Origin of the sequence: Actinoalloteichus hoggarensis, from assembly GCF_002234535.1 — a bacterium.
GTDB lineage: Bacteria > Actinomycetota > Actinomycetes > Mycobacteriales > Pseudonocardiaceae > Actinoalloteichus_A > Actinoalloteichus_A hoggarensis.
Window position 1 is genome coordinate 1217741 of record NZ_CP022521.1, and the last position, 23880, is coordinate 1241620.

The following is a 23880-nucleotide window of genomic DNA, read 5'->3' on the forward strand; positions in this document are numbered from 1 at the left end:
AGCATGGCGCTGCGACCAGTCGTCATCACCGGACTCGGTGTCATCTGTGCCATCGGCCGTGATCCGGTCGAGTTCTGGGCGCGGCTGACCTCCGGGGAGAGCGGCATCACACCGATCTCGGATGGGGCCTACGCCGCCTTCGACGCCCGGTTCGCCGGGCAGGTCCCCACCGAGTGGATCACCGATCAACTTCCGGAGGGCGATGCCGACCTCGACCGGACCGCCCAGCTGGCCCTGGTCGCGGCGCGGCAGGCCGTCCACGGTGCCGGGCTCGAGCCCGAGGCCGTGGACGGCGACCGCTTCGGCATCGTGCTCGGCAAGTGTCAGGCCACCCCGGACGCCGAGGGCCGGTACCAGCCGATGCACCGCACCGGCGACGTGGTCGCGGGCAGGCTCGGCGCTCGCGGTCCCCGCATCCTCGTGTCGACCGCCTGCGCGGCGGGCGGCAACGCGGTGGGCCTGGCCAGGGACAAGATCCTCACGGGGGAGGCCGACGTCGTGCTGGCGGGCGGCGTCGACCCCCTGCTGTTCGGCACCTACGCCGGGTTCGCCGGGCTTCAGGCGCTGAGCACCGGGCCGTGCAGGCCCTACAGCACCTCCGACGGCCTGAACCTCGGCGAGGGCGCCGCCTTCCTCGTGGTCGAGCCGTTGGACCGGGTGCTGGCGCGCGGCGGCACCCCGCTGGCCGAGGTCGCGGGCTACGGGCTCTCGGCCGACGCCTACCACGCCACCGCGCCCGACCCCACCGGTCGCGGCGGGGTCAGCGCGATGCGCCGGGCCTTCGCGGACGCGGGCATCACGGCCGACGACGTCAGCTACGTCTCCGGACACGGCACCGGCACACCGGCCAACGACTCGATGGAGATCAAGGTCATGCGCACCGTGTTCGGCGAGCGTGCCGGACAGGTCCCGACCAGCAGCATCAAGTCGTTCCTCGGGCACACCCTCGGTGCGGCGGGCGCCGTGGAGGCGGTGGCCAGCGTGCTCGCGCTGCGGAACAGGACGGCGCCGCCGACCATCGGCTTCGACGAGGCTCCGGAGGCCGAGAACGGTGCCGAGGTCGAGAACGGTGTCGCCGGAGCCGACGCCGCCCGGCAGACCGAGCCCGGTCCGCCCGCGCTGGACTTCGTGCCCAACACGGCACGCTCCCTGCCGATCGACACGGTGGTCTCCAACAACTACGCCTTCGGCGGCAACAACGTCGCCCTCGTGCTCACCACCCCGCGTGGCGAGCGGGAGTACGAGGAACTGCCGACGGTTCCCGTCGTCATCAGCGGGCTAGGGCCGGTGAGCGGGCTGGGCTTCGGCGTCGCCGACCTCGCCGAGGCGATCGCCACCGGCCGACAGGCGGCGGGCCGTGTCCCGTCGCTGGCGGGCCGGACCTTCGCGCCCCGCTCCCTGTGGCGACACATGAACGACCTGTCCCGGCTCGCCATCGCCGCGTCGCGGCTGGCCTGGGAGGATGCGGCGCTGAAGCTGCCGAGGGCGGCCATGGAGGACATCGGCGTCATCTTCGCGACCGCCGCGGGCTCGGTGGAGAGCACCGGCGGCTTCGACGAGAGCGTCGCGGCCAACCCGAACAAGCCGTCGGTGCTGAGCTTCTCCAACGTCGTGCTCAACGCCACGGGCGGCGCGGTCTGCCAGACCCTGGGCCTGCGGGGACCCACCACGACCATCTGCAACGGCGGCGCGTCGGCCTCCATCGCCCTGGACTGCGCGGTCGAGACGATCCGGTCGGGCAAGGCCGACGTCGTCCTGGTGGTGGCCGCCGACGAGACGGCCGAGCCCGAGCCCGCCGAGCCCGGCACCACGCCCTACGCCCGAGACCACGCGGGCACGATCCCCGGCTCCGGGGCGGTGGCCTTCGTGGTGGAGTCCGCCGCCCACTGCCGCGAGCGCGGCGGCCGCGCCTACGCCGAGATCCTCGCCACCCGCCACGCGGCGGGCGGAGTGGCCGACGGCGACGGCGAGCTGATCAGGCGCAGTCTCGACGGTCTCTCCGTCGCCGACGTCGGCCTGATCGTCGGGGCGGGCAGCGGCGGCAGCGCCGACGCCGAGGAGGCGACCGTGCTGTTCGACGCGGTCCCCGGCGGGCTGCTCACCAGCCCGGTCGGCCAGACCGGCGACTGTCAGGCCGCCTCCGGCGCGATGAACCTCGCGGTGGCCGCCATGGCCGTCCGGGACGGCGTCGCCCCCGCGCTCGTGGGGCTCGCCGCGCCTCGGGTCGGCGGCACCGACCGCTACGTCACCAAGCCGGAGACGGCGGGCGAGGTGACGGCGGCGCTCGCCCTGACCGCCGCGCCCGGCTCGGTGCGCGGCACCGTGCTGCTGGGGAAGCCGTGAACCCGGCCCCGTTCGACCTCGCCGAGACCGACCGCCTGCTGAGCACGACGCGGTCGGTGCGGCGCAGGCTCGATCTCCAGACCCCGGTGCCGAGAGAGCTGATCGAGGAGGCGCTGCGGCTGGCGGTGCAGGCGCCGACCGCCGACAACGCGCAGAACTGGCGTTGGCTGGTGATCACCGACCCGAAGACCAAGGAGTCGCTGGCCGAGCTGTTCCGGCGGGCCTGGCGCTTCCACAAGGCCGAGATCTCCACGAAGTCGGGCAGGCGACGGAACTCGCCGCAGGCACGCAGGAACGAGGAGTCCGCCGCCGCGCTTCCTGAGGCCGTCGCCCGAGTCCCCGCGTTGATCCTGCCGTGTGTCGTGGGCAGGCCGCCGGACGCGCAGTCGATCGACGCGGAGTGGGAGCGTCTCAACGCGCACAAGCCCGCCGACGACCCCGCGCACCAGGTGCGGCTCGGCCAGCTGCGGGCGAGCACCTTCTACGGCTCGATCTTCCCGGCGATCTGGTCGCTTCAGCTGGCCCTGCGCAGCAGGGGACTGGGCAGCACGATCACCTGCATGCACCTGCCCTTCGCGCGACAGGCGGCCGAACTGCTCGGCATCCCGTCCGGGGTGACGCAGATCTGCATGGTGCCCGTGGCGTACACGCTCGGCACGACTTTCCGACCGGCGGAGCGCATCGACGCCGGCCAGCGCACGTTCTGGGAGGGGTGGGGACAGTGACCCACGACGACGTCGACGTGGTCGTGATCGGCGGCGGCATCGCCGGATCGGCCTCGGCGAGCAACCTGGCCGCGCACGGCCTGTCGGTGCTGATGCTGGAGAAGCAGAAGGCCTACACGGATCTGGTGCGCGGCGAATGGCTGGCGCCGTGGGGCATCCGGGAGACCCAGCTCCTCGGGGTCGACGACGCCTTCGCGGCGGGCGGCGCCTGGGAGATCCGCGAGTGGGTCCAGTGGGACGAGACGGTGCACCCCGACGACGCGATGGCCGTGGACATGACCCGGTTCCTGCCGGAGGTCGGCGGCCCGCAGTCCTTTCCGCACTGGGGTGTCTGCGAGGCCGTCACCGAGCAGGCCGTGCGGGAGGGCGCCCAGGTGGTGATGGGCGCCTCCCGGATCGAGGTGACGGCGGGCCCGGAGCCGTCGGTGCGGTACCGCACCAGCGAGGGCACACACGAGGTCCGGGCCCGCATGGTGCTCGGCGCCAGCGGGCGGGCCTGTGCGGTCGGCCGACAGATCGGCGTCAGCACCAGCACCGAGGTGCACCACTGGGGCGCGGGCCTCCTCGTCGAGGGCCTGGACGACTGGCCGTCGGACGTGCAGGCGATGGGCACCGAGGGCGACGTCATGTTCATGGTGTTCCCGCAGGGCTACGGCCGGGCACGGCTCTACCTGAACTTCGCCACCGGAGACCAGGAGCGCTATCGAGGTCCGGACCGGGTCGAGCGCTTCCTGTCGGCCTATCAGCTCGACAGCCTGCCCGACGGCGGCAAGGCCGTCGCCTCGGCGCGACCCGCCGGACCGCTCGTCGTCTGGCCGTCGGTGGTGAGCGTCCCGGATCAGAAGCCGCTGGCCGAGGGCGTGGTGCTCATCGGCGACGAGGCGGGCACCAGCGACACCGTGCTCGGCACCGGGCTCTCGACGAGCCTGCGGGACGCGCGGATGGTCTGCGAGGTGCTGACCGGCGGCGACGACTGGTCGCCGCAGGCGTTCGAACCCTTCCTCGCCGAGCGCGACGCCCGAATGGAGCGGCTGCACTACGGCGCGAAGATCATGACGAAGCTGCAGGTGGAGTTCGGTCCGCACGCCGTCCAACGGCGCAGGCGGGCCCGCAGGCTGATGACCGAGAACGACGCCTTCCAGGTCACCGGCCTGCTGAACATGGTCGGCCCGGAGAACGTCCCGGAGTTCGGATTCAGCGAGTTCTTCGCCGAGCGGCTGCTGAGGGAGACGGTGTGATCAACAAGAAGGTGCACGTCAACGGCGTCGACATCGCCCTGGTCGACGAGGGCGACGGCGATCCCGTGCTGCTGCTGCACGGCTTTCCCGACTCGTCGTACCTGTGGCGGAACCAGATTCCGGCGCTGGTCGAGGCGGGCTACCGGGTCATCGCGCCCGATCTGCGCGGCTTCGGCGAGTCGAGCAAGCCGCAGGAGATCGAGGCCTACACCCTGCGCACGATCATCAACGACATCGTCGCGCTGACCCAGGCGCTGGACGTGCAGAAGGCCCACGTCGTCGGGCACGACTGGGGTGCCGCGGTGGCGTGGATGTACGCCTTCCTCATGCCCAGGCGGGTCGACCATCTCGCCGTGATGTCGGTGGGGCATCCCGCGACGTCGCTGACTCCCTCGATCGCGCAGCGAGAGCTGTCCTGGTACATGCTCTACTACCAGTTCCCCGGCATCAGCGAGCAGCTGCTGCGCCGCAACGGATGGCGACTGTTCAAGCAGATCATCGGCGGCGAGGGCGACCACGCGCGTTATCTGCGGGAGCTGGCCAAGCCGGGCGCGCTCACCGCGGGGCTGAACTGGTATCGGGCCAACCGATCGCCCGCCGCCGAGCTGGAGCCGCAGGGCAACTTCCCGCCGGTGCTGGCGCCGACGCTGGGCATCTGGTCCAGCGGAGACAAGGCACTGGTGGAAGAGCAGATGGCGGACTCCGGCAGGCACGTCAAGGGGCCGTGGCGCTACGAGCGCATCGAGGGTGCGAGCCATTGGATCCCGCTGGACGCGCCCGCCGAGGTCAACGAACTCCTCCTCGGGTTCCTCGGCACTCAGGAGGCCGCCGGATCGACCCGGCGCCGTCGGCGGCTCTAGAGGAGGTCGGATCATGCTCGCGTTTCTCTTTCCCGGACAGGGCACGCTTCGGGTGGGGATGGGGGCGCGGCTACGGGCCAGGAAGGTCGCGGCCGACGTGTTCGCCGAGGCGGACGAACTCCTGCCCACGCCGGTCTCCGCGCTGTGCGCCGCCGGACCGACGAGCGCCTTGATCGCCACCGAGAACGCCCAGCCCGCCGTCACCGTCTGCAATCTGGCGGCCCTGGCGGTGCTGACGGAGGAGGGCCACGAACCCGAGATCGTCGCCGGGCACAGCGTCGGGGAGATCAGCGCGCTGCACGCGGCGGGCGTGCTCGACCTGGCGGGCACGCTTCGGCTGGTCTCCACGCGGGCGCGACTGATGGCCGAATGCGGCGGCCTCGGCGGCATGACCTCGGTTCGGGGGATGCCCCTGGCGGAGGTGCAGGCCTTGGTCGACGAGGCGTCCACCGCGGCGGAGCCGCTGGTCGTGGGACTGGAGAACGCGCCGGAGAACGTGGTGGTCTCCGGGGCGCGAGCCGCCGTCGCCCGGTTCGTCGCGGCCGTGGACAACCCGGGGCGGGTCCGGCCGCTGGAGGTCAGCGACGCCTTCCACTCGCCGCTGATGGCGCCGGTCGCGCGGCGGTGGGCGGAGGCGGTGCGGGCGGAGCCGATGGCGGCGCCCCGGATTCCGGTGATCCCGAACGTGACCGCGGAGCCGACCACGGACCTCGACGTCGTGCGGGACTGCCTGATCGAGCAGCTCACCCGACGGGTGCGCTGGGCGGAGACGATGTCACGCATCGAGGGCGCGACGTGCGTCGAGGTCGGCGACAGCAAGACGTTGACGGCGTTGCTGCGCGGCACACCGACCCACTGCGTCAGCATGGCCGACCCCTCGGCGGCGCGCCGCCTCGCGCGGGCGGCGACCGCGTGAACCGCACCGGTTCGGCCGTCGTCCGGTTCGCCGGGCTCTCCCGGCCGCAGCAGCTTCTCGCAGGCCTGCCGCTCGGCGGTCCTGGTGGGTTCGCGGGCGGCGGCGAGGGCGGCGAGCCGGTGTGGGCGGCGGGCTCGGCGTCCGACCACCCGGCGTCCGACGACCTGCCGTCCCACGGCCCGGCGTCGGCGGACCCGACGGGCGGTCGGCAGGCGCCCAGCGGCTCGGACCCGGTGGACCCGGCGGCCTGCGCGCGCACCCTGCCGGGCACGGCGGCCACCCAGCCGGGCACGGCGGACCGCACCGAGACGGCCGGCGCACCCGCCTCGATCGAGCAGGTGTTCACCCGCGCCGAACGACTGCGCTCCGGAACGGGCCGGACGGTGGAGCACTGGGCGGGCAGGCTCGCCGCGAAGCTCGCGGTGCTGCGGCTGCTCGCCGTGCCCGCCTCGGCAGAGCGGCTCGGCCAGGTGGAGGTGCTTCCGCGGCGCACGCCGATGTGCGAGGCGAGCACGGCCTGCCTGCACGGCCATCCGCCGGGCGTCCGCCTCACCGGCGACCTCGTCCGGCGCGCGGCGCGACGCGGCGGCGAGCAGATCAGGATCTCGATCAGCCACACCCGGGACACGGCGCTGTCGGTGGCCATCGCCTCCGCGTCCTTACCGGAAGACCAGCACTGCGAGGCGGCGTGAACGTGGAACTGACCGAACTCGTCCGAGGACACCTGAGCGCCTGGCAGGCCGGTGACGCCGCGGCCGTCGCCGCCGCGGTCGCCTCGTACAGCGACCCGGACACCGAGGGACCGCTCGGCGGTGACGCGCTGCTCGCGCACGCGGAGCGGGTGTTCGCCCGCTTCGCGGGGCTGCGGATCGAGGTCGAGCACCTGGTGCCCGCCGCCGAGGTCGTGGTGGTCTCCTGGCGGCTCACCGCCGACCACCGCTCGGCCTACCTCGGCATGCCCGCCACGGGCGGCGCCGTCTCGGTACGCGGCACCGACGTGGTCACCGCGTCCGCCGACGGGGTGCAGGTGGTGCGGACCTTCGACCGACTCGCCGTGGCCGAGGCACTGGGCTTCGAGGCCGCGTTCACACCGGGCGCCGACGGCGATCGGGAGTTCGGCGTCAGTTCGCGGACCCCGACGGGCCGCACGACCCCGCCGGGAGTGCTCGCCCTGACCTGGCTGGAGATCCGCGACGACGCGGAGGCCGCCGACGTCGACCTGCTGAGCGTCGAGGTCGTGAAGTCGCTGCGTGCCTCGCAGGGCTTCCTGGGCGCGGCCACCTTCGACATCGGCAGCCGGAAGTACACCCTGACGGCCTTCGACCGGCCCGAGTCCGTGCGGTCCGTGCACGCCAGGCCGCATCAGCGGGCGATGCGCCGATTCTTCAAGAGCGGGCTCTGCACGCGGGCGTTGACCAGCATCTGGGCACCCACCGCGATCCGGGAGTACGCGCGGTGCCCGGAGTGCGACGCGGTCGTCACGATGCACGGCGTCGAGGACGGCGCCGCCAGATGCGACTGCGGATGGGCCCCGGAGCCGGAACCCCTACTGTGACTGGAGCGCTTCATGACGTTGTTCACGGCAGAACACCGCCTCGACGGCGGCACGGGGCCCGCCGCCGTGTTCGTCTCGGCCCTGTTCGCGGGCGGCTGGATCTGGGACCACCCGTATCGGACCCTGTCGGACGCGGGCTGGTCGGTGTTGCGGACCAGACAGCCCGTCTGCGCGGTGGACAGCAGGGTCGCGGGCTCGATCGAGGCACTCGGCGACGCGATGCTGGCGGTCTGTGACGAGGCGGGCGTCGGCGAGCTCGTGGTCTGCGCCAACTCGCTGGGCGGCCTCGTCGCCATCGACCTGGCCCGCCGGTTCCCGGATCGCGTGCGCGGCATCGTGGTCAGCGGCGCGCCGGGCCTGACCGCCGACCCGGACGTGGGGCTCAGCATGGACCGCCGCGCCGGGGTGAAGCCCAGCGGGCCGGAGTTCGAGGCGCGGATGATGGCCGCCCTGTTCCACTCCGGACGCCACTTCAGCGACGAGCAGCTCGCCGAGACCGGGACGCTGCTGGAGCAGCCGACCTCGATGCTGAGCATGGCCCGCAGTCTGCGCGCGACGCGGTCCTACCCGGTGCGGGCCACGTTGGACGAGGTGCGCTGCCCGTCGATGTACCTTTGGGGCAGGCATGATCGGATGACCCCTGTCGACGCCTGGGTCGACGTCGTCGAGGCCCACCCGACGAGTGAGATGGTGTTGATCGAGGACTGCGGTCACATTCCCATGCTCGAACGTGGAGATGAGTATTCTTCTCATTTAGCACGATTCATGACACAGTTCGCGAGCGTGCCTGCATGACGACGGTGGCGGTACTGCTCGGGGTGGACATAGTGGAGAGAGGTCGACTGAGGCGCGTGGCCTCAGACCTCGGAGACGTCTACCTTCGACAGATCGCCACCCCCGCCGAACGGCGGCTGCACGCGGGTCCCGCCGACGCCGCCCCCGACTTCGCCGTCAAGGAATGCCTGATCAAGGCCGTCGGCGGCAGGCCGAGCGGATTCACCTGGCACGACTTCGAACGAGCGCCCGCAGGCCGCGGTCCTGGCGCCGCCGTCGTGGCCGCCGAGGCGATCGACCTGCTCGACGAGGCGGCTGCGGACCTCGGCGCCGCCACCGGCATCGCGCTGAGCGCCGTCGACTCCTACACCGTGCGGGGTGCCAGCCGTACCGCCGCGCTGGCGCGGCTGGCACCCGATCCTCGCGACCGCGACGGGCACGAAGCGCCCGACCCCGCCGTCATCGGCGCGGCTCGATGGGGCCTCGACGCGAACGTGCTCGTCGCGCTGGCCGTGGTGACGACTTCCGCGAAGACGACCATCCAGAAAGGAGCATCAGGATGTCCTTAGCTCAAGCCCCTGCTGAGACGATCGTGAGACCAGGCGAATCCATCCAGCGAGCGCTCGACAGTGCGGGGGCGGGCGCCACCGTCCGACTCACCGAGGGAACCTACGCCGAACATCTGCTGATCAGACACAGCGGGGTGACACTCGTCGGCGACGGCGCCGAGCGGACCGTCCTGGTGCCGGGCGGGGAGGCTCCCGCGGGCATACCGGTGCTGACCGATGCCACCACGGAGGTCTCCAGCGGCATCGTCATCCACGCCGAGGGCGTCACCGGCATCACGCTGCGCGGCCTGACCGTGCAGGGCTTCACGGGCGCGGGAGTCTACGCGCACACCACCTCCGACCTGCTCGTCGAGGATCTCGTGGTCCGAGACAACGCGCTCTGGGGCGTCTACGTCCGCGAGTCCGGCGGCGTGCGCGTACTGCGCTGCACCGCCTCCGGCAGCCGATACGGCGGCGTCGCCCTGAGCTTCTGCTCGCGGTCCGACGCGCTGATCGAGGACAACGAGGCCTTCGCCAACGCCTTCGGGATCTTCGTCGACAACTCCTCCTTCGCCCAGGTGCGGCGAAACCGCGGCCACGGCAACGCCGCGGGCGTCCTGGTCCTCAACCAGGCCTACCCCGGCGAGCCGCCGGGCGGCGCGACCGACAACCTCGTCGCCGACAACGACCTGTACGACAACGGCCTCTCGGCGGGCGTCGAACCGGACGGCCTCGGCGCGGCGGGCCCGCCCATCTCAGGCGTGGGCGTCGGCCTGATCGGCGCCTGCCGCGCCACGGTCGTGGGCAACCGCATCGTCGACCATCGGCCCAGCGGACCCTCGGTCATCGGCGGCGCGGTGGCGATGGCCTCCTCCACGGAGTGGGGCGGCGGCGAGGTCGCCGACAACAAGGTGTTGTGGAACCGCATCACCGGCAACGAGCCGCTGGACGTCGACATCAGCGACAACCTGGACCGGCAGTACTTCGAGAACAACCTCGTCGACCGCACGTCCCCCGAGCGCATCGAGGGCTGTTCCACCGGAGGCGCCCGATGACCCCCACCCTGGTGTGCGAGGGGCTGGAGAAGCGCTACGGCGACAACCTCGCCGTCGACGGCGTGGGCTTCCAGATCGAGCCCGCGCAGGCGTACGGGCTTCTGGGCCCGAACGGCGCGGGCAAGAGCACGACGGTGTCCATGCTGGTCGGACTGTTACGGCCCGACAAGGGGACGGTACGGATCTGCGGTGCCGACCTCGCGGGCGACCCGATGAAGGCCAAGGCGAACATCGGGTACGTCCCCCAGGAGATCGCGCTGTTCCCCGAGCTGACCGGCCGGGAGAACCTGCGGTACTTCGGCAGGCTCTACGGCCTGTCGCGGCGGGACCTGCGCAGGCGCATCGACGAGGTCCTGGAACTGGTCACGCTGACCGACCGGGCCGACGAGAAGATCAGCGGCTATTCGGGCGGCATGAAGCGACGGATCAACATCGGCGCCGCGCTGCTGCACGAGCCCAAGATCCTCGTGCTCGACGAGCCGACGGTGGGCGTGGACCCGCAGAGCCGCAAGGCGATCCTCGACGGAGTGGAACTGCTCGTCCGACAGGGCATGAGCCTGCTCTACATCTCCCACTACATGGAGGAGGTCGAGCGCATCAGCGATCGGGTCGGCGTCATCGACCGGGGCAGACTGGTGGCCGAGGGCACCAGGAAGGAACTGGTCTCCCGGCTCGGCACCGCCGACCGCGTGGAACTGGTGCTCGACGGCGACCTCACCGCCGCGGCCGAGAAGCTGCGGGCCGTGGAGGGCGTCACCGAGGCCGTCGTGGTCGACGGCTCCACCGTCCGGCTGGTCGCCAGGGACGGCAGGCATCTGCTGCCGTCGTTGATCGGCGCCGTCGAGGGCGCGGCGGCCGTGACCGGCGTCGAGGTCGTCGAGCCCGACCTCGAAGCGGCCTTCCTCCACCTGACCGGCAGCAAGCTGAGGGACTGATCATGCTGAGAGCACTGCTGGTGGTCAGCGGCCACGAGCTGCGCACCCGGCTTCGCGACGGCACGGCGCTGTTGATCGCCCTGGTCGCTCCGGTGGCGTTGGCCTCCATGTTCGGCTTCGCCCTCGGCGGCGACGACCCGCCGTTGCGCGCCACGATCGGCATCGTCGACCTCGACGGCGGCCAGTTCCCCGCCAGCGTCCAGAGCGAGGCGATGGAGTCCGAGGAACTCCAGGACATCCTCACCCTCGAGTCGTTCGACGCCGAGGACGACGCCCGCGCCGCCCTGGACGACGGCGGGATCGGCGCCGCGATCGTCTTCCCACCCGGCTTCAGCGACAGCGTCGGCGACGGACGCGGCGGCGAGGTCGACGTCATGACGTCCGAGGCCGCACCCCTGGCGGGCGTGGTGGCCACGAGCATGGTCGACCGGATCTCCGCACTCGTCGAGGCACGCACCCTGGCCGTGCGGGCCTCGCTGGACGCGGGCGTGCCCAGCGACGAGGTCGGGGAGTTCGTCGAGGCCAACGGCGCGGAGGGCCCCGCGCTGACGTTGAACAGCGATCCCATGACCGGGGGGAGCATCGACTCCTCCGTCTACTACGGCTCGGGCATGGCGGTGTTGTTCGCCTTCCTCGTCGTCGGCACCTCGGCACGGAGTCTGCTCACCGAGCGGCAGAACGGGACGCTGAGTCGCATCAGGGCCGCCCCGGTTCCGCCGTGGACGGCGGTGGCGGGCAAGGGACTCGTCGGCTTCGGACTCGCCCTCACCAGCATGTGCGTCACCTGGGGCTCGTCGGTGCTGCTGTTCGGCACGAGTTGGGGCGACCCGCTCGCCGTGTTCGCGCTGTGCGCGGCACACGCGCTCGCGGCGACGGCGATCACGATGCTGATCGCCAGCGGCGCCAAGACCGACGCGCAGGCCGACGGATTCAACCTGGGAATCGCGTTCGTCTTCGCCGTCCTCGGCGGCAGCCTGGTGCCCCTGTACAACCTGCCCGACGTCCTCCAGACGCTGGCGCTGATCACGCCGAACGGGTGGGCCTCCACCGGGCTGTCCGAACTCGCCGTCTCCGGCGGCGGCATCGGCGCGGTCGCGATCCCTCTCGCCGTGATCGGCGGGATCGCGCTGGTCACGGGTGCGCTCGCCGCGCTCCGCTTTCGGAAAGGACTCTTCGGATGACGCTGCGTGCCGTCGGCGCGCTGGTCGCCGCCAACCTGCGCCGCCAGACCCGCGACCGGATGGGTCTGTTCTTCATGGTGGTGATGCCCTTCATCGCCATCGTCTTCGTCGGGCTCGCCATGGGCGGGAACTCCTCGGGATCGCAGATCCCCGTCGGCGTCGTCGCCCAGAACCCGGACTCGACCGGCGAGGCGATCCTCGCGGAGCTGCGGAACAACCCGTCGCTGGCCGTCGAGGAGGTCGACAGCCCGGACGCCCTCGCGGACTCGGTGCGCCAGGGCTCGGTGGCCGCAGGTCTGGTGATTCCCACCGGCTCCACCGAGCTCGACCTGATCCTGACACAGATGAACGGCACCGGGATGGCGGCCCGCAGCGCCATCGACGCCTCGATCGGCAAGGTCGCCGGGGTGCTCGAGGCCACCAGAGCGGCCACCACGGCGGGTTCCACCCCGGAGCAGGCCGCCGCGGACGTCCGTGCCGCGCAGGAGGAGGCCGTGTCGGTCTCGGTGCGCACCTCTGGATCGGGGGACGGAACACCCACCGGCTTCGCCTACACCGCCCCCGCCAACCTGCTGCTGTTCACCTTCATCAACTCGATGGCGGTGGCGGCGGCGCTGGTGGAGAGCCGCAGACTCGGCATGACACGACGGACCCTGGCCGCCCCCGTGACCCAGCGGGCGGTGCTGCTGGGCGAGGCCGTCAGCAGGCTGGTGGTCGCGGTGGCCCAGGCCCTGCTCATCACCGTGATCAGCACCCTGATGTTCGGCATCGACTGGGGCGACCCGTTGGCGGTCGTCGCGATCGTCGGAGCGTTCTGCCTGGTGGCCACGGGCGCGGCGATGCTGGTCGGCAGCCTCGCGAAGTCGAGTTCGCATCCGCCCGCCATCGGACCGCCCATCGGCATCATCCTCGGCATGCTCGGCGGCTGCTTCTGGCCGAGAGAGGTCGCGCCCGACGCGCTCAACGCGGTCGGTTACGTCTTCCCGCATGCCTGGGCGATGGACGCGCTGCTCACTCTGACCACCCCCGGCACCGGGGTCGGTCAGGTCGTCCTCGAACTCGGTGTCCTGCTGGGTATGGCCGTGGCGATGATGGTCGTCGCCATCGTGGTGTTCCGCCGCCGGAACCTGGTCGTGAGCTGAGACGAGATCGACCACGCGGACGCCCGCGCGTCCCGCGCCGACGAGACCCCGGCTGCCGCCTTCGCGGCGGTCGGGGTCTTCTCCTTCGTGTGCGGCGGCCTCGACCGGCGGCGGGCGAGCCCCGGGCGGCCTTCCGGTGGGCCGCGGGAACCTCGGCCGTGTCGACCGGCACCGTGCCGCCGTGGTCGGCGACGGCCGATCATGCGGCCTCGGCCGCCTCACGACGGATCGGCTCGCCGATCCGCCCTCGGGCGGGCGTGTCGTGGCGACCGGCCGCCGGGTACGCCCCGCCCCGCCCAGCGACCGGGAGCCGAGACGACGCGGCGGCCGCCGCCGACCCCGCGATCCGCGGTGACCGACGTCATGACCCGCCGGGTACGCCGCGCGAGGCGGCCCGGCGACCCGCCTGCCTGCGCGGGTCACCGGGCGACACCCCGGACGCGGGGGCGTCTCAGCCGCCCTGCGGGTCGGACGCCCCGACTCGTGAGCCCTCGGCGATCAAGGCCGTCACCGTGTGCGTCAACGCGGTCCGCAGGTCGAGAGCGGCCCGCCAGCCCGTCACCGCCCGGAACCGTGCCGGATCGGCGACGATGCTCCGGAAGTCCGTCTCCGTCGCATGCTCGGGGGCGGGCACCGACACGACGTCCACCGGCGGCCTGCCGGTCTGCTCCGCCACGACCTCGGCGATCGCGGTGAACAGCGCTCGGACGGTGGTACCCCGGCCCGAGCCGATCAGCCAGCGTCGTCCGGAGAGCGCATCGGCATGGTCGACGCACGCCAGGACGGCCTCGGCGACGTCGCGCACGTGTAACAGGTCCCGCTCGGTCCCGCCGCCGTCCCACACGGTCAACGGCTCGCCCGCCAACGCCCGGCGGGCCATCGCCGTCACCACGCCTCGGTCCACCGCGTTCCCGGCCGCGCCGAAGACCGTGGGCAACCGCGGCGACACGCCGCGGAGCACGCCCTCGGCGGCGGCGTCGAGCAGCGCCTTCTCGGCCGCCGACTTCTGCCGGTCGTAGACGCTCGACGGCTCGTCGACCTCGGTGCCGTCGACGAGCCCCGAACCGCCGGTGCCCAGCTGTGAGGTCGAACCCGGCACGACGACGATCGGGCGTGGTCCCGGCCGCGTGTCCGCCCGCAGGATCCGCACGAGATCACGGGTCACTCCGACGTTCGTCGGCTCGCTGCGCGGATCGGCCTCGGCGGCCCGCCACGTCGCGCCGCCCGTGTAGAGCAGCAGGTTCAGCACGACGTCCGCCCCCGACACCACCTCGGCGAGCGCCCGCCGGTCGGTGAGGTCGGCGGCGACCGCCTCCGCGTCGGCGGCCGCCCGCGGGATCGGGCTCGGCCCCCGCGCCGCCAGCCGCAGCCGGACCGGGCGGCGGGCCAGCGCCGTCGCCACGGTCGAGCCGATGAAGCCCGAGGCGCCGAGCACCGCGATCAGCGGTGCCCGGTCGGCTGCGTCGAACCGCCCGAGTGGACGGTTCGACGCGGAGCGAGTGGTCGGATCGGGCATCTCGTGCTCAGACAACGTGGACGGTCGGCACGTAGAGGATCCACTTGCCGCCCGCCTCTCGGAACGCCTGTTCCTTGGCCATGATCTCCTCGGCGTGGTTCCAGGCGAACAGCAGCGCGTAGTCCGGGTACTCCTCGTGGAAGGCCGAGGGCGGCCGCACCGGAAGGTGCGCGCCCGGCGTCAGCCTTCCCTGCTTGGCGGGAGTCGTGTCGCAGACGAAGGAGACCAGATCGGGTCCGATGCCCAGATAGTTGGTCACGGTCGCGCTCTTCGCCGTCGCACCGTAGCCCACGACCCGGCGGCCCAGCTCGCGCTGCTCCCGCAGGAACGACATCAGGTCGTCCCGGTTCTTCTCGACCCGCGTGCGGAAGTCGGCCAGCGTCGCGGGATCGGTCAGCCGCGCGGCTTCTTCTTCGGCGAGCAGCGCGGTCACCGCCGCCGACCGCTGCCGGGCACCCGGCCTGGCCAGGGTGTAACGCACCTCGCCGCCGTGGACGGGGAGCCGCTCGACGTCGACGAGTTCGAGGCCGTGCCTGCGCGCCATCTCGTCGACCGAGCCTGCGGTGAAGAAGTAGAAGTGCTCGTCGTAGACCTGGTCGAAGGAAGCCCGTTCGACGATCTCACCGAAGTACGGGTCCTCGAAGACGAAGACGCCGTTCGGTGCGAGCAGCGTCGTCACACCACGCAGGATCGACGCCATGTACGGGATGTGGCAGAGGGTGTTGGCGGCGTAGATGACGTCCGCCGCGCCGTCCGAGGAATGGATGGCGGTGGCCGTCGACTCCTCGAAGAAGTCCTTGCGCACCCGGATTCCCTTGGTGGCGGCCAGCTCCGCGACCCCGCCGGAGGGCTCGACGCCGAGGTGACGGACGCCCGCCTGAGCGATGGTGTGCAGCATGGTTCCGTCGTTGGAGCCGAGTTCGACGATGAACGGGTCGTCGCCGGTCAGCTCGGTATTCAGGAAGCGTCGCGCCAGACCTTCGAAGTGGGCCCGCATCACCGACGATCCCGAGGACAGGTAGGGGTAGTCCTCGTGGAACATCTTCTCGCGCGGCACCTCCTCCATCAGCTGCACCATGTCGCACGTCTGGCAGATCCCTACCGCGAGCCGGAAGAAGAACTCCTGTGCCTCCTCGCCGGGTGTCACGAAGGCGTCGGACGCGGGCTGGCGTCCGAAGTCGATGAACTCGTGGACCGTGTCGTCGCAGATCCGGCAGGACGATGTGGCTGACATGTGACACTCCTCTGTCGCTGATGACGGCTCGGGCATGGCGAGCTCGAGCCGGGTACGCGGGTGCGTGGCGCTGCGGTGGCGGACGCCGAGGTCGAACCGGTGCGCCGACGAGCCGCACGCGGCCCGGCCGGGAAGGTCCGCGCTCCACCGCCGATGCCTGTCCGCGCCGTCCGGGAACTGCTGGGCAGGCCCGCAACGGTTGGGCAGGCCGGAGCACGGCTCGTCGTCACCGGATGGCGGCCGCGTCGGTCACGGCGGGCAGATCGGTCCTGCTCTTCACCCCGAGCTTGCGGTAGACCCTGGTCAGGTGCTGTTCGACGGTGCTGATCGTGACGTAGAGCTGATCGCTGATCTCGCGGTTGGTGTGTCCGATCGCCGCCAACTCCGCCACCCGCCGCTCCGATTCGCTGAGGGAGTGCAGTCCGATGACCCGCGCTTCGTGCGGCGACCCCGTGGTCTCGTCGACCGGGCAGCCCCCGAGGAGGCCCGCCGAGGTCGACGGTCCGCCGACGCCCACGTCGTGCGGCTCCGAACGGGATCTGGCCCGCGGCGGCTCTCCCTCGCCGGACCGGCCCAGCTCGTGCAGATCGTTCACGGCCTTGGCGAGCGTCAGCCGATCACCGGAACTGCGCAGACAGTCGATCGCCTGTCGCAGCAGCGCGCTGCGCTGCGCGGGATCGCTGCTGGCCGCCAGCGTGCGCAGCGAGATGCCCCTGGTCCGCTCGTCGACCGCCCCGAGGCGGTCGAGCTGCTGTCTGACGAGGTCACGTGCCACCCTGGGCCTGCTGAGCTGGAGATTCGCCTCCGCCAGTCCGCTGCGCCACGGCACCAGCATGGGGAAGTCGATGTCCCATTCCTTCATCAGCCTGCCGCACCGCTGGAAGTCGTTGATCGCCGCGAGCACCCGGCCGGTCGCCAGGTGATGGTGACCCCTGGCATGCAGGTAGCGCAGTCCCCACTGCGTGGTGAACGTCGACTCGCCGACCTGATGCCGCAGCGCCTCGGCGGCGATCTCATGTCGCTCCAGCGCGGTCGCGGCCAACACCAGCGTGCCCAGCGGATAGCCGATCTGCACGCCCCAGCCGCGCGGCGGCAGCCGGGACAGCGCGGCCTCGGCCTGTCTGGTCGCCGCGACGGGGTCGCCGCGTCGAAGCAGGATGTCCGCGTGCAGGGCGCCGAGGATCGCCTGCCAGGTGACCTCGCCGCGCCGGTCGGCCTCCGCGGCGAGGCGGCGGCACCACCAGGCCGCCCGGTCGGGCTTCCCGCCGTAGACCAGCGTCTGGATCGCCGTCGCGGTGATCTCCAACGCCATCCCGCCGAAGCGACAGCTCTGGAGGATGTGCTCGGCGCTGGCGACGGCGGCACCGTCGCCGCCGTGCGCCCAGACGGTGGCCAGCATCCGCGTCGTGTCGACCAGCGGGTCCTCACCCGCGGGCGGCGAGGTGACGGCGAGCGTCTCGAACGGCTCCGGGGCCGAACCGAAGACCCATTCGTAGGCGATGCGCAGCTCCGCGGCCGTCTGCGCGTCGATCCCGCCCGGCGCGGAGAGCAGCGTGTCCAGCGCCTTCGTCGCCGTCGTCCGGTTGCCGTTCCACACGGCATGGCGCACGACCGTCACGGCGTCCGGCGACGAGAGCCTGCCGTCCTCCAGCGCGGGCAGCAGCTCGGCGAGGTGCAGGGTCGCCGCCGACGGATTCACACTCCACAGCGCCCTGATCAGCGAGGCGGAGATTCGAAGTCGATCGTCCTCATGCTCGGTGCTCTCCAGCGCGAGTTCGAGACAGCGGACGGCGACGTGGACCTCGTCGCCGACGAGCGCCTGTTCGGCGGCGTCCCGCAGCACGCCGACCGACCAGTCCGCGTCGACCCGGCCCGCCGCGATGAGGTGCGCGGCGACCTTCGGCGCCGCCACCCCGTCCTGATGCAGCAGTTCGGCCGCGTGCAGGTGCAGGCCGGGCCGCTCCGCCGGGGGAAGCCCGTCGCGCACCGCCTTCGTCGCCGCCGGATGCCGGAAGACGCCGTCCCGCAACAGCCCCGCCGACGTGAGGATCTCGACGATCCGGCCCGCGGTCTCCGGGGCCAGTCCGGCCAGTCGGCCGACGAGGGCGGGGGTGGCGTGGGCGCCGAGCACCGCCACGGCGCGTGCCACCGCGAGCAGGTCGGGGTCCCAGCGGTGCAGACAGGCCTGGACGGCTCTGGCGAAGGCGGCGCCCACCACGGGCTGTGCCGCATCCTGGTCGCCGTTCTCGTAGTCCTCCAACAGCGCGTTCAGCAGCATCGGATTGCCGCCGGTGAGATCCGCGTAAGCGGGAGCGAGGCGGGCGGCGTTCGTCGCGGGCATCGATTCGCCGAGCAGGTCGGTGACCTCGTCGATCGACAGCGGTCCGAGTCTGATCCGGTGGTGCCTGCGCCGCGTGAGATCGGCATAGAACAGCGGCAGGGTCGTCTGCAGATACTCCCATTCGTTCAACACCAGCAGGATCGGCGCGGACTGCATCCGACGGCGTAGATAGAGGAGAAGCTGTAAGGAGGAGCTGTCGGCGAACTGGACGTCGTCGACGCAGACGACGACGGGGCGGCCGCGCGCCAGTTTCAGCAATGCGGCACAGATCTCCTGCAGAATGCGTGCCCCGGTGTGCTGGATCGACCGGATGTCCGGCCCGACGTCCTCGACGGCCAGCGTCTCCGCTGTGACGAGCCGGGAGACCTGGTCGGTGACCTCGGGCGGGACGTCGGAACTGTAGAAGAGCTGCTCGACGACGCCCATCTGCAGGACGCATTCGGCGCGGGAGCCGGTGGCACTCAAGACCAGGGCCCCGGAATCGCTCGCATACCGGGACAGTCGGTGCAGTAATTCGGTCTTGCCGCTTGCCGGGCCGCCGGTGACCAGCGCAAGCCGGCCGTTATGGGTGGTGGTCTCGTCTAATAGAGTCTTGAGTATTCGTAATGCTTCACGGTGACCCGAATAAGCCATGCCGTTACCCCCAGCTGGCGAGTCGAGTGGGACGTCGAAGTAAACCGCTGTTGTCGACCGGCTGCTGCGACGGGTGCCGGGGAACGGATCGCCGACGTTATTCGGCGCACAACACAGAATGCCGTTGAAACCCCCAGCTGACCGGTCGTTCCCGGCGGGAGCCTAACACACGATTGGTTGCGGTCAAGCGCTCAGCCAGAGGTCTGAGGTTACTGTGAGCAGCGGACTCGGGCTCCGGGAATGGGTTGGCGGCCTTCACCTGACCGTGTGTCACGGCGGCTGTCACTCTCGCGACAGGGAACGTTCGGCCGATGCGCGCAGAGATATGGTGTGAGTCGGTTGATCGGCCGTTCCCTGGACAGGTCGAGGACTCTTGTGCTAAGCGGTTGTCATGATGACAGAGTGACCGCTAGACGGGCATCTTATTCGTTGCGACGACCGTCGCGGCGGTGTTCTCGTCGGGGCTCGGCGCACGGATTACCGGGAGGCGTACTGATTATTGCCGAATGGTTATGAACCTTCTCTGGGATTGGTCGGACTCGTCGTCGAAAGCGACGTGCGTCGTCTCGGGAGGCGCGCGTCGATACTTTGATCGGAGTATTCGCGTAAGGGTTAACGTCGGCTGAGTGAGGCGTTCACCAGCCTGGGGCGAGCGTGTCGCGCCGACGCTGTGTCGGTGTCGTCGGTGTCGTCGGTGTCGTCGGCGCGGCGGCGGGTACGGGATCAGACTCCTGACGGGGACGGGGACGGGGACGGGGACGAGCGGTGTGGCGCGCGGATCGTCCGCCCGGACCTCGGTGCGTGACGCGGCGCCTGTATCGGACGCGACGCCGCCTGCCTCGGCCGAGCCACGGATTCTCGGGTCCCGCAGGGTCGACGGGCGCGCTCGCCGCGCTTCGGTGCTCGAGGGCGTCGACGGGCACGGTCGACACGGCGGCCGGCGAGACGGGTGGCCGCCGGGCATGCCTGGGCACGAATAGAGGGTGGGCACGCACCGACGGTGGGCGCGGGCGCGGCGGGGGGCGGCGGCACTAGGCTCACCGGCCATGCGTCGGGTCACCGGGAAACAGGTCGTCGACATCACCGCGGCCGGCTATGACGAACTGGTGGCGCGGCACCAGGGCGTGGTGCTGGACGTGGGAACCGGCGATGGCAAGCACGCCTACCACGTCGCGCGGCACCGGCCGGACGTCCTGGTGGTCGGTCTCGACGCGGCGAAGGACAACCTGCGCAGGATCGCCGCCAAGGCCGCGGCGAAACCGGCGAAGGGCGGCCTGCCGAACCTGCTCTACGTGTGGGCAGGCGTGGAGCGGCTGCCCGCCGAACTGCACGGCATCACCGAGGTACACGTCCTGATGCCCTGGGGCAGCCTGCTGCGTGGCATGCTCGGCTCCGATCCGACGATGCTTCGTGCCCTGGCGGCCGTCTGCGTGCCGGACGCCGAATTCCTGATCACCCTGAACCTGCACGCCTGGCGGCCCGCCGTGCCCGAGGTAGGCACCCATCCGGAGCCGACCCCCTCCTCGGCGTCGCGTGACCTGGCGCCGGTGCTCGCCGCCCAGGGCTGGCGCCTCGGTCGGGCCGACTATCTCGACGCCGAGGAGATCGACGCGCTGGCGACCTCGTGGACCCGGCGGCTGAACTCCTCCCGAGATCAGCTCGACGTGCTGGCCCTGCGCGGCGTGGTCAACCCGACGGACGTCGAGTGAGCGCGAGAACGAAGTCGTAGGCGCCGCGGCGTGACCAGCCTGGCTGCGCGGCGAGGGCCATCGCGACGGTCCTCGGCGAGACGGAGTCGGCGAGCAGCGCGCTGACCAGGCTCGTCGGATCGACGCGGGGGAGCGGGGCGCTCTCCTCCTCGGCATCCACCCGGCACACCACGTCGCCCCGGCCCGGCGCTCGTACCTCGGCCGCGGGCCCCCACCAGGGGCGTTCGGCGCCCGCGGGCGTCGCACCGGCCACGGCCACCCGGCGGGCACCGGCCTGTCTGTCCACCTCCGCGAGCACTCGCGGCAGCTCCGCGGCCTGCGCGGTGAAGACGACGGCGGTACCGGGATGGGCGCCGACAAGACGGGGCACCTCACGTGGGGCGAGCCGACCCGCCGCCAGCACCGGGGTGGCCTGCGGCGAGACCGCCGAGACGGCCAGCTCGGGGGGAAGCCCGAGCACTTCGACGGTCGGGCGGTCCGGTGCGGCGAGGAGCGCGGCGATCGTCGGCTCGGTGTCGTCGGTGGTGGCGACGGCGAGCACCCGCCCACCCGCCGCCAGGCAGGCCGCTGCCTCCGCCGCACGGCCCACCCGGCCGCCGTGCGCGGTGACGGCAGCGCGCGCGCCGCCGTCCTCGGCGATGACCAGATCGGCGGCGGCGCACTCCACGGCGAGTCGGCGCACCCGTCCCGGCCCGGCACGAAACCGCACCAGCACCCCGTTCGGCGGGCCAGGCGCGCGTTCCACGAGGACGTCGACCACCGCCGAGGGCTCCGCCGCCCGCTGTATCAGCTCCCGAGGCAGCCCCGACGCGGCGAGATCCGCGTTCGTGGCCAGGGTGTCCGGCAGCCGCTCGGAACTGAGCCGCACCACCGCCCCCGACGCCGGCCGCCACAGCGAGTTCCCGGTGGCATGCACGACGATCTCGACCCCGCCCGAGGCGATGGTGATCCGCAGCGGCCCGGCCACGGCGGGTTCGGCGGGACCGACGAGTTCGGCGGCGACGCCGATGACACAGGTCGCCCTGGCGGTGATGTCGGCGTCGGCGGAGAACTCGAGCGTCTTGGCGTGGGTTCCTCGGACGGCGGCGTGTCCCCGACAACGCAGCCGCAGGACCTCGATCGACATGATCAGTTCGCCTTCCACGCCGTTGCGGTGTCCGTCTGGCCGGGGTCTGGAGCATAGCCGTGTGCCGCACCGTCGGGCGCGCGCCGGAGGTCCCGTCGGCGCGTGGGGCGCGGGCGGTCGCGGCGTATGCAGGCCGTCGAGATCGGGTGAATCCGCCGTCGACTTCTCGACGTGGGGACGTACTGTGCGATAGACATACTCTTGACAAGCGCATTCGAACAGATGTGCGGCAGGAGTAGGATGCGAGTCACTGATCGCCAGCTCAGGCTGCTGGGACTGTGCAAGGTTCCAGGGGTCAACTGGTACCTCATCGCGCGCGAAGCCCAGCGGCCTGACGGCGTGAGCCGTCTCTGGAAGGGTGCTCCCGTCGAGACCGGCAGGGATGCGGTGAAGGCCGTGGCCGCGTTGGCGGGGGCCGCCGAGCGTGAGTCCGACTACGTGGCCGCCGCACAGGATGAGCTGATCAAGAACGAACAGCACGACGTCCGTCTCGTGACGATCGAAGACGAGGGTTATCCCGCCACGTTGCGCCTGGTGGTCAACCCGCCACCGTTCCTCTTCGTCCGCGGCTCACTGCATGACTCGGATCCGCGCAGCGTTGCGGTGGTCGGCACTCGAAGCGCCACCGAGGAGGGGCTCCGGCGCGCGGGACGGATGGCACGGGAGCTCGTGGCCCGTGGCGTGACAGTCGTCTCCGGGTTGGCGCGGGGCATCGACACTGCCGCGCACACCGCTGCGCTGGCGGCGGGCGGCCGGACCATCGCCGTGCTGGGCACCGGCATCAATCACTACTTCCCCGCCGAGAATCGCGTGTTGACCGACCGAATAGCACGTGACGGCCGCGGGGCTGTCGTATCGCAGTTCTGGCCGGATTCTCGGGGGGCCACGTGGACCTTCCCACGTCGGAACATCACGATGTCCGGTATCGCGCAGGGCACGGTCGTCATCGAGGCTGGACGCACCTCCGGGGCGAAGATGCAGGCAAGAATCGCCCTCGAGCACGGCAAGAAGGTGTTCCTGATCAAGAGCCTGACGGAGCAGCAGGACTGGGCCCGCGATTACGCCGCGACTCGAGGCGCGCTTCAGGTGGACAGTGTCGCGGAGGTGGCCGAGGCTCTGGCCCCTGCCGCACGCATCCACGCCGCTGACGAGCGCCGTGCGCAGCTCGTCCTGGACTTCGTCTGATCATGGAGGCAGTCGCTCACCCTGCTCCTGCGGGATTCGGGGACTGCGGTGGCTGTGCCTATCGGGCGGTCGGGCCGCCGTCGGTCTGCCAGAAGTGCGCGGCGGCGACCCTGAAGCCTGCTGCACCGTTTCCCTGCCCGGTCTGCGGTCAGCGCCTTGCCTCGGCGACGGCGGCGTGTGTCAACATGCTGTGCTCCAGTACCGATCGACAGTTCGTGTCCAACACCGCGATCGCGATGAAGACCGGCGAACCGGATGCCGCGATCAAGCTCTACGAGTAGAGCGGAGAAAATGGGGTTGGGGGCTGATTTTCGCCAGAGTGGTGCTGGGAGCCCTCCCGCACCATCCCCACCTGGCGCGCTCTGATCTGAGCATCCCCATGCCTGCGTTCGTCACGCGAGACGGAGGTCACTCGGTCGGCGACCACGCGGCCCGGACCATCAGATACGCGATCGAACAGGACGACGTCGGCTACCCGTTTCGGCTCGAACCGCCTGTGATCACCAAGACGACAGCTACGGAGACGATGGCGAGTGCCGGGAGCCTCGCACGGCGAGTAAGGATCGCCGCCACGATCTATGCCGCATTGACCGTCGTCGACGAGCGCGCCGTCCGAGGGAGGCGGGTCGTCGTCTACGACGACGTCTTCACCACTGGGAGCACGCTCGACGTGGTCGCACGTCGCCTCCGCGAGGCGGGTGCGGACGAGGTCTATGGGCTGACCTTGTCGCGAACGCGATGGCGGTGATCCGGCTCCGTTCGCTGGATGCAGCCGTCGTGTCGCAGCGTGTGTTCCTGACTGAGTGTGCAGGCCGGCGGCACGGCGAGCGGGACGGCACCATCCCGTGATCTGCACGGCATGCC

The 23880-nt window shown here is 71.5% G+C and carries 21 protein-coding genes; 17 read left to right on the plus strand and 4 right to left on the minus strand.

Annotation, left to right across the window (positions count from 1 at the left end; all coding sequences use genetic code 11):
• Window positions 1–3: 3 nt before the first annotated feature.
• The 13 genes from AHOG_RS05505 to AHOG_RS05565 are packed head-to-tail and all read left to right on the plus strand — an operon-like array spanning window position 4 to window position 13272.
• Window positions 4–2343 (plus strand): beta-ketoacyl-[acyl-carrier-protein] synthase family protein, encoded by a 2340-nt coding sequence (locus AHOG_RS05505; protein WP_093940383.1) that lies wholly within the window; start codon window positions 4–6, stop codon window positions 2341–2343.
• Window positions 2340–3068: a nitroreductase family protein gene (locus tag AHOG_RS05510; protein ID WP_093940384.1), complete on the plus strand. Its 729-nt coding sequence runs from the start codon at window positions 2340–2342 to the stop codon at window positions 3066–3068. The genes AHOG_RS05505 and AHOG_RS05510 overlap by 4 nt, the downstream gene beginning before the upstream one ends.
• Window positions 3065–4306 carry an NAD(P)/FAD-dependent oxidoreductase gene (locus tag AHOG_RS05515; RefSeq protein ID WP_093940385.1) on the plus strand — a complete coding sequence of 414 codons (1242 nt, stop codon included), beginning with the start codon at window positions 3065–3067 and terminating at the stop codon, window positions 4304–4306. Before AHOG_RS05510 ends, AHOG_RS05515 begins: the two co-directional genes overlap by 4 nt.
• On the plus strand, window positions 4303–5166 hold the full coding sequence (locus AHOG_RS05520; RefSeq protein WP_093940386.1) for an alpha/beta fold hydrolase: 864 nt from the start codon (window positions 4303–4305) through the stop codon (window positions 5164–5166). Before AHOG_RS05515 ends, AHOG_RS05520 begins: the two co-directional genes overlap by 4 nt.
• A gap of 13 nt (window positions 5167–5179) precedes the next feature.
• On the plus strand, window positions 5180–6082 hold the full coding sequence (locus AHOG_RS05525; protein ID WP_093940387.1) for an ACP S-malonyltransferase: 903 nt from the start codon (window positions 5180–5182) through the stop codon (window positions 6080–6082).
• Window positions 6079–6774 (plus strand): holo-ACP synthase, encoded by a 696-nt coding sequence (locus tag AHOG_RS05530; RefSeq protein ID WP_093940388.1) that lies wholly within the window; start codon window positions 6079–6081, stop codon window positions 6772–6774. The genes AHOG_RS05525 and AHOG_RS05530 overlap by 4 nt, the downstream gene beginning before the upstream one ends.
• Window positions 6771–7637 carry an ester cyclase gene (locus tag AHOG_RS05535; RefSeq protein WP_245856576.1) on the plus strand — a complete coding sequence of 289 codons (867 nt, stop codon included), beginning with the start codon at window positions 6771–6773 and terminating at the stop codon, window positions 7635–7637. Before AHOG_RS05530 ends, AHOG_RS05535 begins: the two co-directional genes overlap by 4 nt.
• A 12-nt stretch (window positions 7638–7649) precedes the next feature.
• The gene (locus AHOG_RS05540) at window positions 7650–8432 is read left to right on the plus strand and encodes an alpha/beta fold hydrolase (RefSeq protein WP_093940389.1); all 783 of its coding nucleotides are present in this window, start codon (window positions 7650–7652) and stop codon (window positions 8430–8432) included.
• 56 nt (window positions 8433–8488) lie between these two features.
• Entirely contained in the window at window positions 8489–8980 is a 492-nt protein-coding gene (locus AHOG_RS05545; protein WP_245856577.1) for a holo-ACP synthase, read from the plus strand.
• Window positions 8971–10014, plus strand: coding sequence for a right-handed parallel beta-helix repeat-containing protein (locus tag AHOG_RS05550; protein ID WP_093940391.1), 1044 nt, complete (start codon window positions 8971–8973; stop codon window positions 10012–10014). The genes AHOG_RS05545 and AHOG_RS05550 overlap by 10 nt, the downstream gene beginning before the upstream one ends.
• Window positions 10011–10949, plus strand: a complete 939-nt coding sequence (locus AHOG_RS05555) for an ABC transporter ATP-binding protein (RefSeq protein ID WP_093940392.1) — start codon at window positions 10011–10013, stop codon at window positions 10947–10949. Before AHOG_RS05550 ends, AHOG_RS05555 begins: the two co-directional genes overlap by 4 nt.
• A gap of 2 nt (window positions 10950–10951) precedes the next feature.
• Window positions 10952–12130, plus strand: coding sequence for an ABC transporter permease (locus AHOG_RS05560; RefSeq protein ID WP_093940393.1), 1179 nt, complete (start codon window positions 10952–10954; stop codon window positions 12128–12130).
• Window positions 12127–13272, plus strand: coding sequence for an ABC transporter permease (locus AHOG_RS05565; RefSeq protein WP_093940394.1), 1146 nt, complete (start codon window positions 12127–12129; stop codon window positions 13270–13272). Before AHOG_RS05560 ends, AHOG_RS05565 begins: the two co-directional genes overlap by 4 nt.
• Before the next feature lie 451 nt (window positions 13273–13723).
• Here the strand turns inward: AHOG_RS05565 and AHOG_RS05570 are convergent, their stop codons facing one another.
• The 3 genes from AHOG_RS05570 to AHOG_RS05580 all read right to left on the minus strand — a co-directional run bounded on the left by AHOG_RS05570 (window position 13724) and on the right by AHOG_RS05580 (window position 18996).
• A complete protein-coding gene (locus AHOG_RS05570) occupies window positions 13724–14788 on the minus strand; it encodes an NAD-dependent epimerase/dehydratase family protein (protein WP_093940395.1) in 1065 nt (354 codons plus the stop codon).
• Window positions 14789–14795: 7 nt separating this feature from the next.
• The gene (locus AHOG_RS05575) at window positions 14796–16022 is read right to left on the minus strand and encodes a class I SAM-dependent methyltransferase (RefSeq protein WP_093940396.1); all 1227 of its coding nucleotides are present in this window, start codon (window positions 16020–16022) and stop codon (window positions 14796–14798) included.
• A 226-nt stretch (window positions 16023–16248) separates the two neighbouring features.
• The gene (locus AHOG_RS05580; protein WP_093940397.1) at window positions 16249–18996 is read right to left on the minus strand and encodes a helix-turn-helix transcriptional regulator; all 2748 of its coding nucleotides are present in this window, start codon (window positions 18994–18996) and stop codon (window positions 16249–16251) included.
• 1046 nt (window positions 18997–20042) lie between these two features.
• Between AHOG_RS05580 and kamB the strand changes: the two genes are divergently transcribed.
• The gene (gene kamB, locus AHOG_RS05585) at window positions 20043–20705 is read left to right on the plus strand and encodes a 16S rRNA (adenine(1408)-N(1))-methyltransferase KamB (RefSeq protein WP_093940398.1); all 663 of its coding nucleotides are present in this window, start codon (window positions 20043–20045) and stop codon (window positions 20703–20705) included.
• On the opposite strand, the gene AHOG_RS05590 is transcribed toward kamB, so the two are convergent.
• Window positions 20683–21831 carry a DUF371 domain-containing protein gene (locus AHOG_RS05590; protein WP_157736656.1) on the minus strand — a complete coding sequence of 383 codons (1149 nt, stop codon included), beginning with the start codon at window positions 21829–21831 and terminating at the stop codon, window positions 20683–20685. The genes kamB and AHOG_RS05590 overlap by 23 nt on opposite strands.
• A gap of 240 nt (window positions 21832–22071) precedes the next feature.
• Here AHOG_RS05590 and AHOG_RS05595 point away from each other — a divergent pair, with 240 nt between their 5' ends.
• The 3 genes from AHOG_RS05595 (at window position 22072) to AHOG_RS29785 (ending at window position 23764) form a co-directional block, all read left to right on the plus strand.
• On the plus strand, window positions 22072–23016 hold the full coding sequence (locus AHOG_RS05595; protein WP_093940400.1) for a DNA-processing protein DprA: 945 nt from the start codon (window positions 22072–22074) through the stop codon (window positions 23014–23016).
• Between the two features lie 2 nt (window positions 23017–23018).
• Window positions 23019–23297 carry a hypothetical protein gene (locus AHOG_RS29780; protein WP_157736657.1) on the plus strand — a complete coding sequence of 93 codons (279 nt, stop codon included), beginning with the start codon at window positions 23019–23021 and terminating at the stop codon, window positions 23295–23297.
• Window positions 23298–23395: 98 nt separating this feature from the next.
• Entirely contained in the window at window positions 23396–23764 is a 369-nt protein-coding gene (locus AHOG_RS29785; protein ID WP_093944185.1) for a ComF family protein, read from the plus strand.
• Window positions 23765–23880: the final 116 nt, after the last annotated feature.

Bases quoted from the DNA above. Each gene is read 5' to 3' on its own strand.
- AHOG_RS05505 (WP_093940383.1), top strand. From the start codon at position 4: ATGGCGCTGCGACCAGTCGTCATCACCGGACTCGGTGTCATCTGTGCC.
- AHOG_RS05525 (WP_093940387.1), top strand. From the start codon at position 5,180: ATGCTCGCGTTTCTCTTTCCCGGACAGGGCACGCTTCGGGTGGGGATG.
- AHOG_RS05540 (WP_093940389.1), top strand. From the start codon at position 7,650: ATGACGTTGTTCACGGCAGAACACCGCCTCGACGGCGGCACGGGGCCC.
- AHOG_RS05550 (WP_093940391.1), top strand. From the start codon at position 8,971: ATGTCCTTAGCTCAAGCCCCTGCTGAGACGATCGTGAGACCAGGCGAA.
- AHOG_RS05555 (WP_093940392.1), top strand. From the start codon at position 10,011: ATGACCCCCACCCTGGTGTGCGAGGGGCTGGAGAAGCGCTACGGCGAC.
- AHOG_RS05560 (WP_093940393.1), top strand. From the start codon at position 10,952: ATGCTGAGAGCACTGCTGGTGGTCAGCGGCCACGAGCTGCGCACCCGG.
- AHOG_RS05565 (WP_093940394.1), top strand. From the start codon at position 12,127: ATGACGCTGCGTGCCGTCGGCGCGCTGGTCGCCGCCAACCTGCGCCGC.
- AHOG_RS05570 (WP_093940395.1), bottom strand. From the start codon at position 14,788: ATGCCCGATCCGACCACTCGCTCCGCGTCGAACCGTCCACTCGGGCGG.
- AHOG_RS05575 (WP_093940396.1), bottom strand. From the start codon at position 16,022: ATGTCAGCCACATCGTCCTGCCGGATCTGCGACGACACGGTCCACGAG.
- AHOG_RS05580 (WP_093940397.1), bottom strand. From the start codon at position 18,996: ATGGCTTATTCGGGTCACCGTGAAGCATTACGAATACTCAAGACTCTA.
- kamB (WP_093940398.1), top strand. From the start codon at position 20,043: ATGCGTCGGGTCACCGGGAAACAGGTCGTCGACATCACCGCGGCCGGC.
- AHOG_RS05590 (WP_157736656.1), bottom strand. From the start codon at position 21,831: ATGTCGATCGAGGTCCTGCGGCTGCGTTGTCGGGGACACGCCGCCGTC.
- AHOG_RS05595 (WP_093940400.1), top strand. From the start codon at position 22,072: ATGCGAGTCACTGATCGCCAGCTCAGGCTGCTGGGACTGTGCAAGGTT.
- AHOG_RS29780 (WP_157736657.1), top strand. From the start codon at position 23,019: ATGGAGGCAGTCGCTCACCCTGCTCCTGCGGGATTCGGGGACTGCGGT.
- AHOG_RS29785 (WP_093944185.1), top strand. From the start codon at position 23,396: ATGCCTGCGTTCGTCACGCGAGACGGAGGTCACTCGGTCGGCGACCAC.